Consider the following 13929-nt stretch of genomic DNA (forward strand, 5'->3'; position numbering starts at 1 on the left):
TGGGTTCGTCTAGGCGTAGGACAGGAACACCTTATCCAGCTCCGGGCACGGCAAAGAGCCCCGTCCATGCACTGGATGCATGGGACGGGGCTCTCGCCGTGGCGACCTAGCGGTACGGAGCTTCAGGGCTCCGGAGATCAGTGGTGGCCGTGGCCGCTCGTGATCTCCTTGTACTCCTCGGTGGTGGGCTTGGGGATCTGGTTGTCCTCCCCGTAGTAGCCCTTCGAGAGCTTGGCCCGGAGCTTCTGCGGACCGGACACCTTGCGCTCGACGCCGTTCTCGTCGACCGAGGGGCCGATCTCCAGCGGCGCGTACTGCTCGTGCGCGGTGAGCGTGTGCAGCTGCTCCTGGCCCAGCGGCTCGTGGACCTCGATGAACTCACCGTGCGGCAGGCGCTTGATGATGCCCGACTCGCGGCCGTGCAGGACCTTGTCCTTGTCGCGCCGCTGCAGACCCAGGCAGATCCGCTTGGTGACGATGAAGGCGAGGACCGGTGCCACGAAGAAGGCGATGCGCACGAACCAGGTGATCGAGTTGATCGACAGGTGGAAGTGCGTGGCCCAGAGGTCGTTTCCACCACCGATCAGCAGCACCATGTACCAGGTGATCCACGCGACGCCGAAGCCCGTACGGGTCGGGACGTTGCGCGGGCGGTCCAGGATGTGGTGCTCGCGCTTGTCGCCGGTGACCCAGGACTCGATGAACGGATAGACCGCGATCGCGACCAGGACCATCGGGAAGATCACCAGCGGGATGAACACGCCCAGGACGAGCGTGTGACCCCAGGCGTTGATCTCCCAGCCCGGCATGACACGGATCAGACCCTCGGAGAAGCCCATGTACCAGTCGGGCTGGGCTCCGGTGGAGACCATGTCCGGCCGGTAGGGGCCGAGCGCCCAGATCGGGTTGATCGTGGCGATCGCCGAGATGGCCGCGATCACACCGAAGACCAGGAAGAAGAACCCTCCGGCCTTCGCCATGTAGACCGGCAGCAGCGGCATGCCGACGACGTTCTTGTTCGTCTTGCCGGGGCCCGCGAACTGCGTGTGCTTGTGGTAGAAGACCAGGATCAGGTGGGCCACCACGAGGCCGAGCATGATGCCCGGCAGCAGCAGGATGTGCACCGAGTAGAACCGGGCCACGAAGTCGCCGCCGGGGAACTCCCCGCCGAACAGGAACATCGCCAGGTACGTGCCCACGATCGGCACGGACAGGACGGCGCCCTGCATGAAGCGCACACCGGTACCGGAGAGCAGGTCGTCCGGGAGCGAGTAACCGGTGAAGCCGGTGAACATGCCGAGGACGAACAGCAGGAACCCGAAGACCCAGTTGACCTCGCGGGGCTTGCGGAAGGCACCCGTGAAGAAGACGCGCATCATGTGCACGAACATCGCCGCGAGGAAGATCAGCGCCGCCCAGTGGTGGATCTGCCGGATCAGCAGACCACCGCGCACATCGAAGCTGATGTGCATGGTCGAGTTGAACGCCTCGGACATCAGCTGGCCCTGCAGCGGGATGTAGCTGCCGTGGTACTCCACCTCGTTCATCGACGGGTGGAAGAACAGGGTCAGGTACACACCCGTGAGGATGATGATGATGAAGCTGTAGAGGCAGATCTCACCGAGCATGAAGGACCAGTGGTCCGGGAAGATCTTGCGCATGTTGGCCTTGGCCAGGGAGTAGATCCCCAGCCGGCCGTCCGCCCAGTCGGCGACCCGCTCACCGGCGGGCGCCTCCTTTTTACGGTTTTCGTTCGCCGAAGTACTCATCCGCGCTCCCAGAATGCAGGACCGACGGGCTCAGCGAAGTCGCCGAGCGCCTCGAGGTAGCCCTCTTCGTTCACGGCGATGCGCAGCTGCGGCAGCGCGTGACCGGCCGGGCCGAAGATCACTCGGGCACCGTCGGAGAGGTCGAAGGTGGACTGGTGGCACGGGCAGAGGACGTGGTGCGTCTGCTGCTCGTACAGGGAGATCGGGCAGCCGACGTGGGTGCAGATCTTGGAGTACGCGACGACACCGTCGTGCGACCACTCGAGCTCCTGCTTGTCCTTGATGTTGTCCGGCTGAATCCGGACGATCATCAGGGCCGCCTTGGCGATCTCCTTCTGGAAGTCGTGATCGTGCTCCTCCAGGCCCTCGGGCTTGGCGAAGGTCAGCGAGCCGACCTGGATGTCCGACGGACGCAGCGGCTCGTTCGTGTTCATGTTCACGAGCAGCTTGCCCTTGGACCACAGCGTGTGCCGCAGCTTGTCCTCCGGCAGCGGACCGAGGTCGCGCAGCAGGACGACGCCGGAGAGCGGCACCATGGCCAGCGCGCCGAACATCGTGTTGCGGATCAGCTTGCGACGGCCGAACTGCGACTCCGCGGCACCGGCCTTGAAGTCGGCCATGACCTTGGCCTTGACCTCGGGCTCGGCCTCGATCGGGTGCCGCTCGTCGGCGACCTCCACATCGGACATCAGGGTGCGGGCCCAGTGGACCGCGCCCGCGCCGATGCAGAAGAGCGCCACGCCCAGGGTCATGCCCAGGGAGAAGTTCAGGGCGCTGATGTGGCCGATCGGGAAGATGTAGACGCGCTTGTCGACCGGGAAGGCCACGTACGAGGCGATGAAGCCGATCGTGGCCAGCATCGAGAGCGTGAACAGGAAGGCGACCGCACGCTCGGAACGCTTGGCGGCCCGCTCGTCGATGTCCTGGACACGGTGCTCGTGGGGCGGAAGCCCCGGGTCGGCGAACGGGTTCTCGTCCGCGACCGCCACCGAGCCGTGCTCGGTCTCCTGCGCGCTGGGCAGGTTCTCTTCTGATTTCTCTTGGCTACTCATGACTTCTTGGCCTTTGCGGTCCGAGCGGCGACCCACACGGCGACCGCGATCAGCGTGCCGAGACCGAAGATCCAGCCGAAGAGGCCTTCACTGACCGGACCCAGGCCACCCAGCTTGAGACCGCCAGGGCTCTCGGTCTGTTCGCCGTTGACCGCGTCGAGGTACGCGATGATGTCCTTTTTGTTCTTCTCCGGCATGATCGTGTCGGGGAAGGACGGCATGTTCTGCGGGCCGGTCTGCATGGCCTCGTAGATGTGCTTGGCGGAGACATCCTCCAACGAAGGAGCGAACTTGCCCTTCGTCAACGCGCCGCCCTCACCGGTGAAGTTGTGGCACTGCGCGCAGTTGGTGCGGAACAGCTCGCCACCCTTGGCGATGTCCGCCCCATCCGGGCTGTACTGCTTCGCGGTGGGGATGGTCGGCCCCGCGCCCAGCGAGGCGATGTACGCCGCGAGCTGGTCGATCTGGGCCTGGTTGTAGATGGCCTTCTTCTTCGGCGCCTGGGCGCCCGGCTGCTGCAGCGGCATACGGCCGGTGCTGACCTGGAAGTCGACGGCGGCTGCGCCGACGCCCACCAGGCTAGGACCGTCGGAGGACCCCTGACCGCCGGTTCCGTGGCAGCTGGAGCAGCCAACGGAGTACAACTTCTTGCCCTCGTCGATGGCGAGGGACTGGGCGGTGTCGTCGGCCTGCGCCTTGTCCGCGGGTGCGAACGCGGCGTACAGCCCCCCGGTGGCCGCCAGCGCGAGGAGTAGGACGACGACCGCCGCCAACGGGTGGCGTCGTCGTGCGGAGAGCTTTTTCACGGATTACCCCGGTGTCAGGATCTTCAGCGTCGATGCTTCTGGAATGAATCGGACGTCGGGCCCGTCGTGAGCCCCGCCCCGTTTACTTGATCATGTAGATCGTGGCAAAGAGACCGATCCAGACAACATCGACGAAGTGCCAGTAGTAGGACACGACGATGGCTGCGGTCGCCTGCTCATGGGTGAACTTCTTGGCCGCATACGTCCTGCCGAGGACCAGCAGGAAGGCGATGAGGCCGCCTGTCACATGCATGCCGTGGAAGCCGGTGGTCAGGTAGAAGACCGAGCCGTACGGGTCGGACGAGAGCGAGAGGCCCTCGTGCTTGACCAGCTCGGTGTACTCGTACACCTGACCGCCGATAAAGACCGCACCCATGATGAAGGTGACGATGAACCACATCCGGAGCTTCTTCACGTCACCACGCTCGGCGGCGAAGACGCCGAGCTGACAGGTGAGGGAGGAGAGCACCAGGATCGTGGTGTTCGTCGCTGAGAACGGGAAGTTCAGCGCGGACGCCATTTCCTTCCAGTGATCAGGACCTGTCACCGATCGCAGGGTGAAGTACATCGCGAAGAGGGCCGCGAAGAACATCAGCTCGGAACTCAGCCAAATGATGGTTCCGACGCTGGTGAGGTTCGGCCGATTGACCGGCGGGTGCGCGTGCCCGGTATCTACTGTCGTTGCTGTCGCCACGACCGACATTATGTCGGTCGCTTATCCCGCGCTCACCCCGGGGGGTGCCGTTCGGAGTGTCTGTGGGGTGTGTCCTGCCCATATGGCCCATCGAAGGGCTGTCCGAACCGCTGTTGACGGGGTGTCCGGAGGAGTAGCATCCGCGCATCGGTCCCCGGCGAAATGCCCTCAACGATGCGGAGGAACAATGCAGCCGACCGCCACGGTGCTGGTCTACAGCGACAACGCGAGCACCCGCGAGCAGGTCCGGTTGGCCACCGGACGCAGGCCGGCGGCGGACGTTCCCGCGGTCGAGTTCATCGAGTGCGCGACACTGCCCGCCGTCCTGAAGGAACTGGACCGGGGCGGCATCGACGTCTGCGTCCTGGACGGCGAGGCCACGCCCATCGGCGGCATGGGCGTCTGCCGTCAGCTCAAGGACGAGATCTTCCAGTGCCCGCCCGTGCTCCTGCTCATGGGGCGCCCGCAGGACGCCTGGCTGGCCACCTGGAGCCGCGCGGAGGCCGCGGTGACCCTTCCGGTCGATCCGGTCGAGTTCGCGGACTCCCTGGCCGCCCTGCTGCGCGCCAGGCTGGCCGTCGAGGCCTGACGGCACGACAGAAGGCCCCGTGCGTCGGCACGGGGCCTTCTGTGCTGTTCCGCGCCCTCCGCGGGGCTCCGCTAGACCTGCGGCCGCAGCCGGGCCGCGTCGAGCGCCGTGGGGCCCTTCTTGACGCCGCCGAACAGGGCGCTGCCGTCCCGCCAGTCCTTCCAGCCCACGTTCCAGTCGCCGAAGCCGTTGCCGAACGGGTCCATGTCCGCCCCATAGCTGTTGACGACCTTCACGATGTCGCCCTGCCGCACGGTCTCGTAGAACCAGGCGGCGTCGTCGGTGCTCATGCCGGTGCAGCCGTGGCTGGTGTTCGCGTACCCCTGCGAGCCGACCGACCAGGGCGCGGCGTGCACGTACTCGCCCGAGTCCGTGACCCGCGTGGCGTAGTAGACCATCTTGTCGTAGAAGTCCGATGCGCCGATGCTGGCACTGGTCATGCGTACGGAGTACTCCTTGCCCAGCACCACCTTGACGCCGTTGCGCGTGGAGTAGCCGGGCTTTCCCGTGGTCACCGGCATGGAGTTGATCTCCTCGCCGTTGCGGTAGACCGTCATGTAGTGCGAGCCGGCGTCCGTCACGGCCTCGATGCGGTCGCCGATGGTCAGCTTCAGCGGCTTGGCGTCGCCGCCCCAGAGCTTCTCGCGGACCTTGATGCCCTCGAGGTTGCTCCGTACGTTGATGGTGGCGCCCGAGGGCCAGTACTCCTTGGGGCGGTAGTGCAGCGTCTTGCTGTCCACCCAGTGCCAGGCGCCGTTCGTGGCGGGCTGCGTCTCGACCTTCAGCGCCCGCTCCACGATGGACCGCGCCTTCTTGTCCTTCACCTTGGCGCTCAGCTTGGCCGTGACGGGCTGGCCGACGCCGTACTTGCCCGAATCGGGGCCGAAGGTGACGTCGAGGCGCTTCTTCTTGCCCGGGGCGCCCGTGTCGAAGTTCATGACCTTGCGGCCGGGCGAGCCTTCCTCGTCCTCGGTACTGACCCGCACCGTGTAGTGCGCGCCCGCCGCGAGGGGCGCCGTGCTGTGCCAGCGGGCGCCGTCGGCGGCGAGTTCGCCCGCCACGTACCGCCCCGTCGCATCGGTGGCCGTCACATCGGTGATGCGCCCGTCCTCGCCCTGGGCGGTGACCTCCAGGGGCTTGTCCGGATCCGCCTTCTGGCTGCCCGCGGGGCTGTTGAAGGCGATCTGGCCCGCCGCGTCGTACGGCTTAGCCGAGAGCGGATGGCCGTCGGAGCTGCCGCACGCCGTGGTTCCCACCCCGAGGGCGGCCACCAGCATGGAGCAGCTCAGTACCGTGCGGATTCGCGGTGAGTGGCTCATGAACACACGGTATGAAGGTTCATCCGCTCCGGCGCGCGGAGTGACCCGTACGAGGGTCGGACGCGACACGCCGAGGGGCCCGGACGCTCCTGACGGAGTGTCCGGGCCCCTCGGTGAAGCGGGAGATCACAGACTCACTGGGTCTGGTTCTCGCCCCGGTAGTACTCGAAGACCCAGCCGAAGAGGCCGATCATCAGGATCGGGAACGAGAAGTACAGCAGCCACCAGCCGAAGACGACTCCCATGAAGGCGAGCGCGCCACCGATGGCCAGCGAGAGCGGCTGCCAGCTGTGCGGGCTGAAGAAGCCCACCTCGCCGGCCTCGTCCGCTACGTCGGCCTCCTTGTTGTCCTGTGCCGCCGCGTCGACACGCCGGGCCGTGAAGGCCAGGTAGTAGCCGATCATGATGCACAGGCCGAAGGCCAGGAACAGCGCGGTCGTACCGGCCGGCTCCTTGGACCACCAGCCGTAGACGATCGCCATGGCGAGCACGAAGACGCTCAGCCAGATGAACATCTTGCCTTGGACCTTCACTTGCCGGCCTCCTTGCCGCCCGCGAGCGCCTTGTCACCGTGGCCGCTGTTCTCGAGCTGGTCGAGAGCCGCGATCTCAGGGTGATGCAGGTCGAACGCCGGGGATTCGGAACGGATCCGCGGCAGGGTGAGGAAGTTGTGCCGCGGCGGCGGGCAGGACGTCGCCCATTCGAGCGAGCGGCCGTAGCCCCACGGGTCGTCGACCTCGATCTTCTTGCCGTACTTGGCGGTCTTCCAGATGTTGTAGAAGAACGGCAGGATCGACAGACCGAGCAGGAACGAGGAGATCGTCGAGATCGTGTTCAGCGCGGTGAAGCCGTCGGCCGCGAGGTAGTCCGCGTAACGACGCGGCATGCCCTCGGCGCCCAGCCAGTGCTGCACCAGGAACGTGCCGTGGAAGCCGATGAACAGCGTCCAGAAGGTGATCTTGCCGAGCTTCTCGTCCAGCATCTTGCCGGTCATCTTCGGCCACCAGAAGTGGAAGCCGGAGAACATCGCGAAGACCACGGTGCCGAAGACGACGTAGTGGAAGTGCGCGACCACGAAGTACGAGTCCGACACGTGGAAGTCCATCGGCGGCGAGGCCAGGATGACGCCGGTCAGACCACCGAAGGTGAAGGTGATCAGGAAGCCGACGGCCCAGAGCATCGGTGTCTCGAAGCTCAGTGAGCCCTTCCACATCGTTCCGATCCAGTTGAAGAACTTCACGCCCGTTGGCACGGCGATCAGGAACGTCATGAAGGAGAAGAACGGTAGGAGCACGCCACCGGTGACGTACATGTGGTGCGCCCACACGGTCACGGAGAGACCCGCGATCGCGATCGTCGCGCCGATCAGACCCATGTAGCCGAACATCGGCTTCCGGGAGAAGACCGGGATCACTTCGGAAATGATTCCGAAGAATGGCAGCGCGATGATGTACACCTCTGGATGGCCGAAGAACCAGAAGAGGTGTTGCCATAGCAGCGCGCCGCCGTTGGACGCGTCGAACACATGGGCACCGAATTTACGGTCCGCCTCCAGGGCGAACAGCGCGGCGGCCAGGACCGGGAAGGCCAGCAGGACCAGTACGGCGGTCAGCAGGACGTTCCACACGAAGATCGGCATCCGGAACATCGTCATGCCGGGTGCGCGCATGCAGATGATCGTGGTGATGAAGTTGACCGAACCGAGGATCGTGCCGAAGCCGGAGAAGGCCAGACCCATGATCCACATGTCGGCGCCGATGCCCGGCGAGCGGACGGCGTCCGACAGCGGGGAGTAGGCGAACCAGCCGAAGTCGGCCGCACCCTGCGGGGTGAGGAAGCCGGCCACCGCGATGAGCGAGCCGAAGAGGTACAGCCAGTACGCGAACATGTTCAGCCGCGGGAACGCCACGTCGGGCGCGCCGATCTGCAGCGGCATGATCCAGTTCGCGAATCCGGCGAACAGCGGCGTCGCGAACATCAGCAGCATGATCGTGCCGTGCATCGTGAACGCCTGGTTGAACTGCTCGTTCGACATCAGCTGCGAGCCGGGACGAGCGAGTTCGGCGCGCATGAAGAGCGCCATGACGCCGCCGATGCAGAAGAACGCGAACGACGTGACCAGGTAGAGCGTGCCGATCGTCTTGTGGTCGGTGGTGGTGAGCCACTTGATGACCACAGCGCCCGGCTGTGCGCGCCGTACCGGCAGCTCGTTCTCGGACGAGTCTTCCGCTGCCGCGGCACCCTGAGGTTCGTTGAGGATGCTCACAGGTTGTTCGTCTCCCGGTTCTTCTCGTGCTTCGTCTGCTCGATGCCGGCCGGGATGTAACCGGTCTGGTTCTTCTTCGCCAGGTCCTCGAGGTGCTTCTGGTAGCGCTCGGGGGAAACGACCTTGACGTTGAAGAGCATCCGGGAGTGGTCGACACCGCAGAGCTCGGCGCACTTGCCCATGAAGGTGCCCTCCTTGTTGGGAGTCACCTCGAAGGCGTTGGTGTGGCCCGGGATGACGTCCTGCTTCATGAGGAACGGCACCACCCAGAAGGAGTGGATGACGTCACGCGAAGTCAGGACGAAGCGGACCTTCTCGCCCTTGGGGAGCCAGAGGGTCGGACCCGGGTTGCCGTTCTGCGGGTTCCGCTGACCGGGTGTACCGACGTCGTAGACGCCGCCGGCGTTGGACGGGAACGCATCGCGGAACTTGTCCGGGATGGCCTCCAGCTCCTTGGCCGTCTTCGCGTCTTCCTTGTCGGAACCCGGCACGTCCTCGATGTAGTTGAAGCCCCAGCTCCACTGATAGCCGACCACGTTGACCGTGTGGGCAGGCTTCGCGTCGAGATGGAGGAGCTTCGACTCATCACGAGCCGTGAAGTAGAAGAGCACCGAGACGATGATGAGAGGAACCACCGTGTAAAGCGCCTCGATGGGCATGTTGTAACGCGTCTGCGGAGGTACCTCCACCTTGGTGCGGCTGCGCCGGTGGAAGATGACACTCCAGATGATCAGCCCCCATACCAGCACGCCCGTGATGAGCGCTGCCGCCCACGAGCCCTGCCAGAGGGAGAGGATCCGAGGTGCCTCTTCCGTTACCGGGGTCGGCATTCCAAGGCGGGGGAAGTCCTTGTATGTGCAACCGGTAGCGGTCACAAGGATCAGGCCCGCAGTCAGCACCTGCGGCAGCTTCCGCCGCATCGGGCGCCGCGACGAGCGGTCGGAGCCGTTGGGACTCACGTAGCGCCTTCCCGAGAGTCTCGGCCCGCGCGGTCGGGTGCGGCCTTCTCGGTCGTCGGTCGCCGCCCTGCGGCGGGCAGGGGTTTGGATGTTTATGCGGGCCAAACCTTACTGGACGCTATTTGGGGTCGCGCGGGGAGGGTGCCTAACGCGCCGCGGGTCACTCCGAAGGGTGGGAAGCCCCGCCGTCCGCCCCTTTCTGACGGGGGGTCTGGGCGGCTACCGGGTCGAAGGCCCGGCACCTGTGCCGGGTGCGGGCATTTTGTGGTGGACCGGGACGTTCCCCGCGCCCCTTCGGGGCACTCCCCCCGGGTGCGCTCCCGGGTTGACGTTCTAGCGTTGCGGCGTGTCCTACTTCGATGTCGCGTCCTCCGCTCCCCTTCACCCCGTGGCTCGCCAGGCGCTGCAGGCCTCGCTCGACGAGGGGTGGGCCGATCCTGCGCGGCTCTACCGCGAGGGGCGGCGGGCCAGGCTGCTGCTCGACGCCGCGCGGGAGGCCGCCGCGGAGGCGGTCGGGTGCCGTCCCGACGAGCTCTCCTTCACCCCTTCGGGGACGGGGGCCGTGCACTCCGGAATCGCCGGGGCCCTGGCCGGGCGTCGGCGTGTCGGGCGGCATCTGGTGGTGTCGGCGGTCGAACACTCTTCGGTGCTCCATGCGGCGGCGGCCCTCGAAGCCGACGGCGGGGCGGTGACGGAGATCCCGGTGGACCGGTCGGGCGCCGTGTCCGTGGCCTCGTACGCCGCCGGTCTTCGCCCCGACACGGCGCTCGCCTGCCTCCAGTCCGCCAACCACGAGGTGGGCACCGAGCAGCCGGTGGCCGATGTCGCGTCGGCGTGTCGCGCCGCCGGGGTGCCGCTGTTGGTGGACGCGGCCCAGTCGCTGCCCTGGGGCCGGGTGGACGGGGAGTGGTCGCTGCTCGCCGCGAGCGCCCACAAGTGGGGCGGGCCCGCGGGCGCGGGGCTGCTCGTGGTGCGCAAGGGGGTGCGGTTCGCCGCGCAAGGCCCCGCCGACGAGCGGGAGTCCGGGCGCGCCCCGGGCTTCGAGAACATTCCGGCGGTGGTCGCCGCCGCGGCCTCGCTGCGGGCCGTGCAGGCCGAGGCCGCCGAGGAGGGCGCACGGCTGCGGGAGTTGACGCGGCGGATCCGGGCGCGGGTGCCGGGGCTCGTGCCGGACGTGGAGGTGGTGGGCGACCCGGTGCGGCGCCTGCCCCATCTGGTGACCTTCTCGTGTCTCTATGTCGACGGAGAGACCGTGCTGCACGAGCTGGACCGGGCGGGCTTCTCGGTCTCGTCCGGCTCCTCCTGCACCAGCTCGACGCTGACCCCCAGCCACGTGCTCAAGGCGATGGGCGTACTGAGCGAGGGCAATATCCGGGTGTCACTCCCACGGGGAACCCAGGAAGCGGAGGTGACGCGTTTCCTGGAGGTTCTGCCGGGGGTGGTGGCCGGGGTGCGCGAGCAGCTGGGCGCCGCGGTGGCGCGTACGGAGTCGGCGACGCGTGCGGAGTCGGCCTCCCTCGTCGTCGACGCGCTCGGCAAGCGCTGCCCGCTGCCCGTCATCGAGCTCGCGAAGGTCATCGGGGACGTGCCGGTGGGCGGCACCGTCACGGTCCTCGCGGACGACGAGGCGGCGCGGCTGGACATCCCCGCGTGGTGCGAGATGCGGGGCCAGGAGTACGTGGGCGAGGAGCCGGCGGACCACGGCTCTGCCTATGTGGTCCGCCGGAGCTCCTGACCGGGCCGGGTGGCCCGGGGATTAGGCCAGGTGGACCTGGACCTCGGCCGCGGCCTCATGGCCGTACGCCTTGGTGAAGCGGTCCATGAAGTTGCTGCGCTGGAGCTCGTACTCCTGCGTGCCGACGGTCTCGATGACCAGGGTGGCGAGCATGCAGCCGACCTGCGCCGCGCGCTCGTGCGAGACGCCCCAGGCGAGGCCCGAGAGGAAGCCCGCGCGGAAGGCGTCGCCGACGCCGGTCGGCTCGACCTTCGCCTCTTCCTCGGCCACGCCGACCTCGATCGGGTCCTGGCCCGTGGACTCGATGCGCACACCGCGCGAGCCGAGCGTCGTCACGCGGTGGCCGACCTTGGAGAGGATCTCGGCGTCGGTCCAGCCGGTCTTGGACTCGATGAGCCCCTTCTCGTACTCGTTCGAGAAGAGGTAGGTGGCGCCGTCGAGGAGCGTGCGGATCTCGCTGCCCTCCATGCGCGCGATCTGCTGGGAGAAGTCCGCCGCGAAGGGGATCTTGCGCGTCAGGCACTCCTCGGTGTGGCGCATCATCGCCTCGGGGTCGTCCGCGCCGATGAGCACCAGGTCGAGACCGCCCACGCGGTCGGCCACGGTCTTCAGTTCGATGAGGCGGGCCTCGCTCATGGCGCCCGTGTAGAACGAGCCGATCTGGTTGTGGTCGGCGTCCGTGGTGCACACGAAGCGGGCCGTGTGCAGCGTCTCGGAGATACGGACCGATGCCGTGTCCACGCCGTGCCGGTCGAGCCAGGCGCGGTACTCGCCGAAGTCCGAGCCCGCGGCTCCGACCAGGATCGGTTCGGTGCCGAGCTGACCCATGCCGAAGCAGATGTTGGCGCCGACCCCTCCCCTGCGTACGTCTAGGGCGTCGACCAGGAAAGAGAGAGAAACCGTGTGCAGCTGATCCGCGACCAGTTGGTCGGCGAAGCGGCCGGGGAAGGTCATCAGGTGGTCGGTGGCGATGGAGCCGGTGACTGCGATACGCACGACGGCATGCTCCTGTGGAGGAGAGGCGAGGGGTTGACACTTCACGCTACCGGGTCGGTACACCCCCGCTGAAGAGGCCAAACTACCCGTTAGTAGGTCTTTTTTCGCGAGGTGTGCGATGCGTACGGTGCGGATATGGCCGTTATCTCGAAGCATGCCGTCACCGCGCGTCCCGTCGAGCTGTCCTCCGAGTCCCTGGAGACCCTGCGGGGCGACTGCGCCCGCATGGCCCCGCACTGGGTGACCCCCGCCGCCGCCGCGACCGCCCCCGTGTCGCCCGCACTGATCCATGGCGTCCGCGTCCCGCCCGCATCCGCCCGGCTCATCGACGGCATGTCCGAGTACGGCGACTGAGCCGAGGGCATCGGCGCGCGCCGAGGGAACCGCGCGCTCCCCCGCTGCGTCCCATCGCTGTCCCCCGTAAAGGGGACGCGGAATACGAACGAGGCCCACCCCTGGGCCTCCAGGGACAGCAGTGGAGTCGAAGGAGCGATGCGGTGAGCACCGACCGATCCGACCATGACGCGGCCGACCAGCACCGGCGGCGATCCCGCCTCGCCGTCGCGTCGGTGGCGGCCACGGTGCTGCTCGTCGGTGGCGGCGGGGCCTACTTCGCCGCCACCGCCTCAGGCGGCAGCGACGGCAGCGGCAGTTCTCCCGCGGGCGACGGCGGCAAGCCCCCGCCCCTCGCCCTCGACGGACACACGGACGGCGACCGCCAGGAAGGCGGCACCGAGGGCGGCACCGAGGGCATCGCCCCGGGAGAGCCCGACCCGAACGGCGCCACGTACCGCGCCGAGGGCAAGCTGCCCGGCGGCCCCGACTCGGCGGCCGTCTACCACGCGCGGGGCACCGTCACGCAGGATCAAGTGACCGACCTGGCCAAGGCGCTTGGCGTCACGGGGAAGCCCACCTCGCAGGACGGCACCTGGAAGATCGGCCCCACCAAGGACGGTTCAGGACCCTCGCTCCAGGTGGGCAAGCAGGCGCCGGGCACCTGGACGTTCTCGCGGTACGCCACCGGCGGCGGCGACAACTGCCAGAAGGGCAAGCCCTGTTCGGAGACGTCCACGGCACCGAACGGCGAGGGTGACGCGGTCGGCGAGAGCGCGGCGAAGAAGGCGGCGGCGCCGGTCCTGAAGGCCGTGGGCCAGGATGACGCGAAGCTGGACGCCCGCCAACTCATGGGCGGCGTACGCGTGGTGAACGCCGACCCGAAGGTGGGCGGACTCCCGACGTACGGCTGGTCGACCGGCATCCAGGTCGGCTCGGACGGTCAAGTGGTCGGCGCGAGCGGCCAGTTGAAGGCACCGGAGAAGGGTGCCACGTACCCGGTGATCAGCGCCGCCGAAACCCTGGAGCAGCTCAACAAGTCGGGCGGCGGCGGGGACGGACGCGTGGGCATCGGCGGCTGCGCCTCGGCGGTGCCGAACCCCAAGGGCGACACGCCGGACAGCTCGGACGACAAGGGCGGCAAGGACGGCGACGCGGGCAAGGACAGTGCGGTCGGCACGAAGGCGCCCTGCGAGGAGCCGTCGTCCGCGCCTCCGAAGCCGCAGCCGGTCACGGTCGAGGACGCCACGTTCGGGCTCGCGGTGCACTTCGTCGACGGGCGCCAGACGCTCGTGCCCGCCTGGCTGTTCGACGTGAAGCCGCAGGGCGCGAAGGACACGTTCACGGTGACGCATCCGGCGGTGGAGCCGCAGTACCTCACCTCGCCGGACACGCCCTCCCCCACCGAGAC

Annotated in this window: 13 protein-coding genes; 4 read left to right on the plus strand and 9 right to left on the minus strand. The window is 67.7% G+C overall.

What is annotated here, in order from left to right:
* Window positions 1–137: 137 nt before the first annotated feature.
* The 4 genes from ACFUPX_RS38965 to ACFUPX_RS38980 form a co-directional block, all read right to left on the minus strand.
* Window positions 138–1769, minus strand: coding sequence for a cytochrome bc complex cytochrome b subunit (locus ACFUPX_RS38965; RefSeq protein WP_383333519.1), 1632 nt, complete (start codon window positions 1767–1769; stop codon window positions 138–140).
* Window positions 1766–2821, minus strand: a complete 1056-nt coding sequence (locus ACFUPX_RS38970; RefSeq protein WP_383333521.1) for a Rieske 2Fe-2S domain-containing protein — start codon at window positions 2819–2821, stop codon at window positions 1766–1768. Before ACFUPX_RS38970 ends, ACFUPX_RS38965 begins: the two co-directional genes overlap by 4 nt.
* Window positions 2818–3627, minus strand: a complete 810-nt coding sequence (locus ACFUPX_RS38975; protein ID WP_383333523.1) for a c-type cytochrome — start codon at window positions 3625–3627, stop codon at window positions 2818–2820. Before ACFUPX_RS38975 ends, ACFUPX_RS38970 begins: the two co-directional genes overlap by 4 nt.
* Before the next feature lie 82 nt (window positions 3628–3709).
* A complete protein-coding gene (locus ACFUPX_RS38980) occupies window positions 3710–4330 on the minus strand; it encodes a heme-copper oxidase subunit III (protein WP_383333525.1) in 621 nt (206 codons plus the stop codon).
* Window positions 4331–4508: 178 nt separating this feature from the next.
* Here ACFUPX_RS38980 and ACFUPX_RS38985 point away from each other — a divergent pair, with 178 nt between their 5' ends.
* Window positions 4509–4910, plus strand: a complete 402-nt coding sequence (locus ACFUPX_RS38985) for a hypothetical protein (protein ID WP_383333527.1) — start codon at window positions 4509–4511, stop codon at window positions 4908–4910.
* Between the two features lie 71 nt (window positions 4911–4981).
* On the opposite strand, the gene ACFUPX_RS38990 is transcribed toward ACFUPX_RS38985, so the two are convergent.
* From ACFUPX_RS38990 to coxB, 4 genes are all read right to left on the minus strand, one after another.
* Window positions 4982–6229, minus strand: coding sequence for an Ig-like domain-containing protein (locus ACFUPX_RS38990; RefSeq protein ID WP_383333529.1), 1248 nt, complete (start codon window positions 6227–6229; stop codon window positions 4982–4984).
* A gap of 134 nt (window positions 6230–6363) precedes the next feature.
* Window positions 6364–6762 carry a cytochrome c oxidase subunit 4 gene (locus ACFUPX_RS38995; protein WP_249590363.1) on the minus strand — a complete coding sequence of 133 codons (399 nt, stop codon included), beginning with the start codon at window positions 6760–6762 and terminating at the stop codon, window positions 6364–6366.
* A complete protein-coding gene (gene ctaD / locus ACFUPX_RS39000; protein WP_383270415.1) occupies window positions 6759–8495 on the minus strand; it encodes a cytochrome c oxidase subunit I in 1737 nt (578 codons plus the stop codon). The genes ACFUPX_RS38995 and ctaD overlap by 4 nt, the downstream gene beginning before the upstream one ends.
* A complete protein-coding gene (coxB, locus tag ACFUPX_RS39005) occupies window positions 8492–9454 on the minus strand; it encodes a cytochrome c oxidase subunit II (RefSeq protein ID WP_383333532.1) in 963 nt (320 codons plus the stop codon). The genes ctaD and coxB overlap by 4 nt, the downstream gene beginning before the upstream one ends.
* Before the next feature lie 346 nt (window positions 9455–9800).
* On the opposite strand from coxB, the gene ACFUPX_RS39010 reads away from it, so the two are divergent.
* A complete protein-coding gene (locus ACFUPX_RS39010) occupies window positions 9801–11189 on the plus strand; it encodes a cysteine desulfurase/sulfurtransferase TusA family protein (RefSeq protein WP_383333534.1) in 1389 nt (462 codons plus the stop codon).
* Between the two features lie 21 nt (window positions 11190–11210).
* Here ACFUPX_RS39010 and ACFUPX_RS39015 read toward each other — a convergent pair whose 3' ends face one another.
* On the minus strand, window positions 11211–12185 hold the full coding sequence (locus ACFUPX_RS39015) for a carbohydrate kinase family protein (protein WP_383333536.1): 975 nt from the start codon (window positions 12183–12185) through the stop codon (window positions 11211–11213).
* Between the two features lie 135 nt (window positions 12186–12320).
* On the opposite strand from ACFUPX_RS39015, the gene ACFUPX_RS39020 reads away from it, so the two are divergent.
* Both ACFUPX_RS39020 and ACFUPX_RS39025 read left to right on the plus strand, forming a co-directional pair.
* Window positions 12321–12539, plus strand: coding sequence for a hypothetical protein (locus ACFUPX_RS39020; protein ID WP_383333538.1), 219 nt, complete (start codon window positions 12321–12323; stop codon window positions 12537–12539).
* A 143-nt stretch (window positions 12540–12682) separates the two neighbouring features.
* On the plus strand, window positions 12683–13929 hold a 1247-nt coding region (locus tag ACFUPX_RS39025; protein ID WP_383333540.1), incomplete at its 3' end, for a hypothetical protein.

The sequence above is a fragment of the Streptomyces sp. NPDC057302 genome, assembly GCF_042667685.1.
GTDB lineage: Bacteria > Actinomycetota > Actinomycetes > Streptomycetales > Streptomycetaceae > Streptomyces.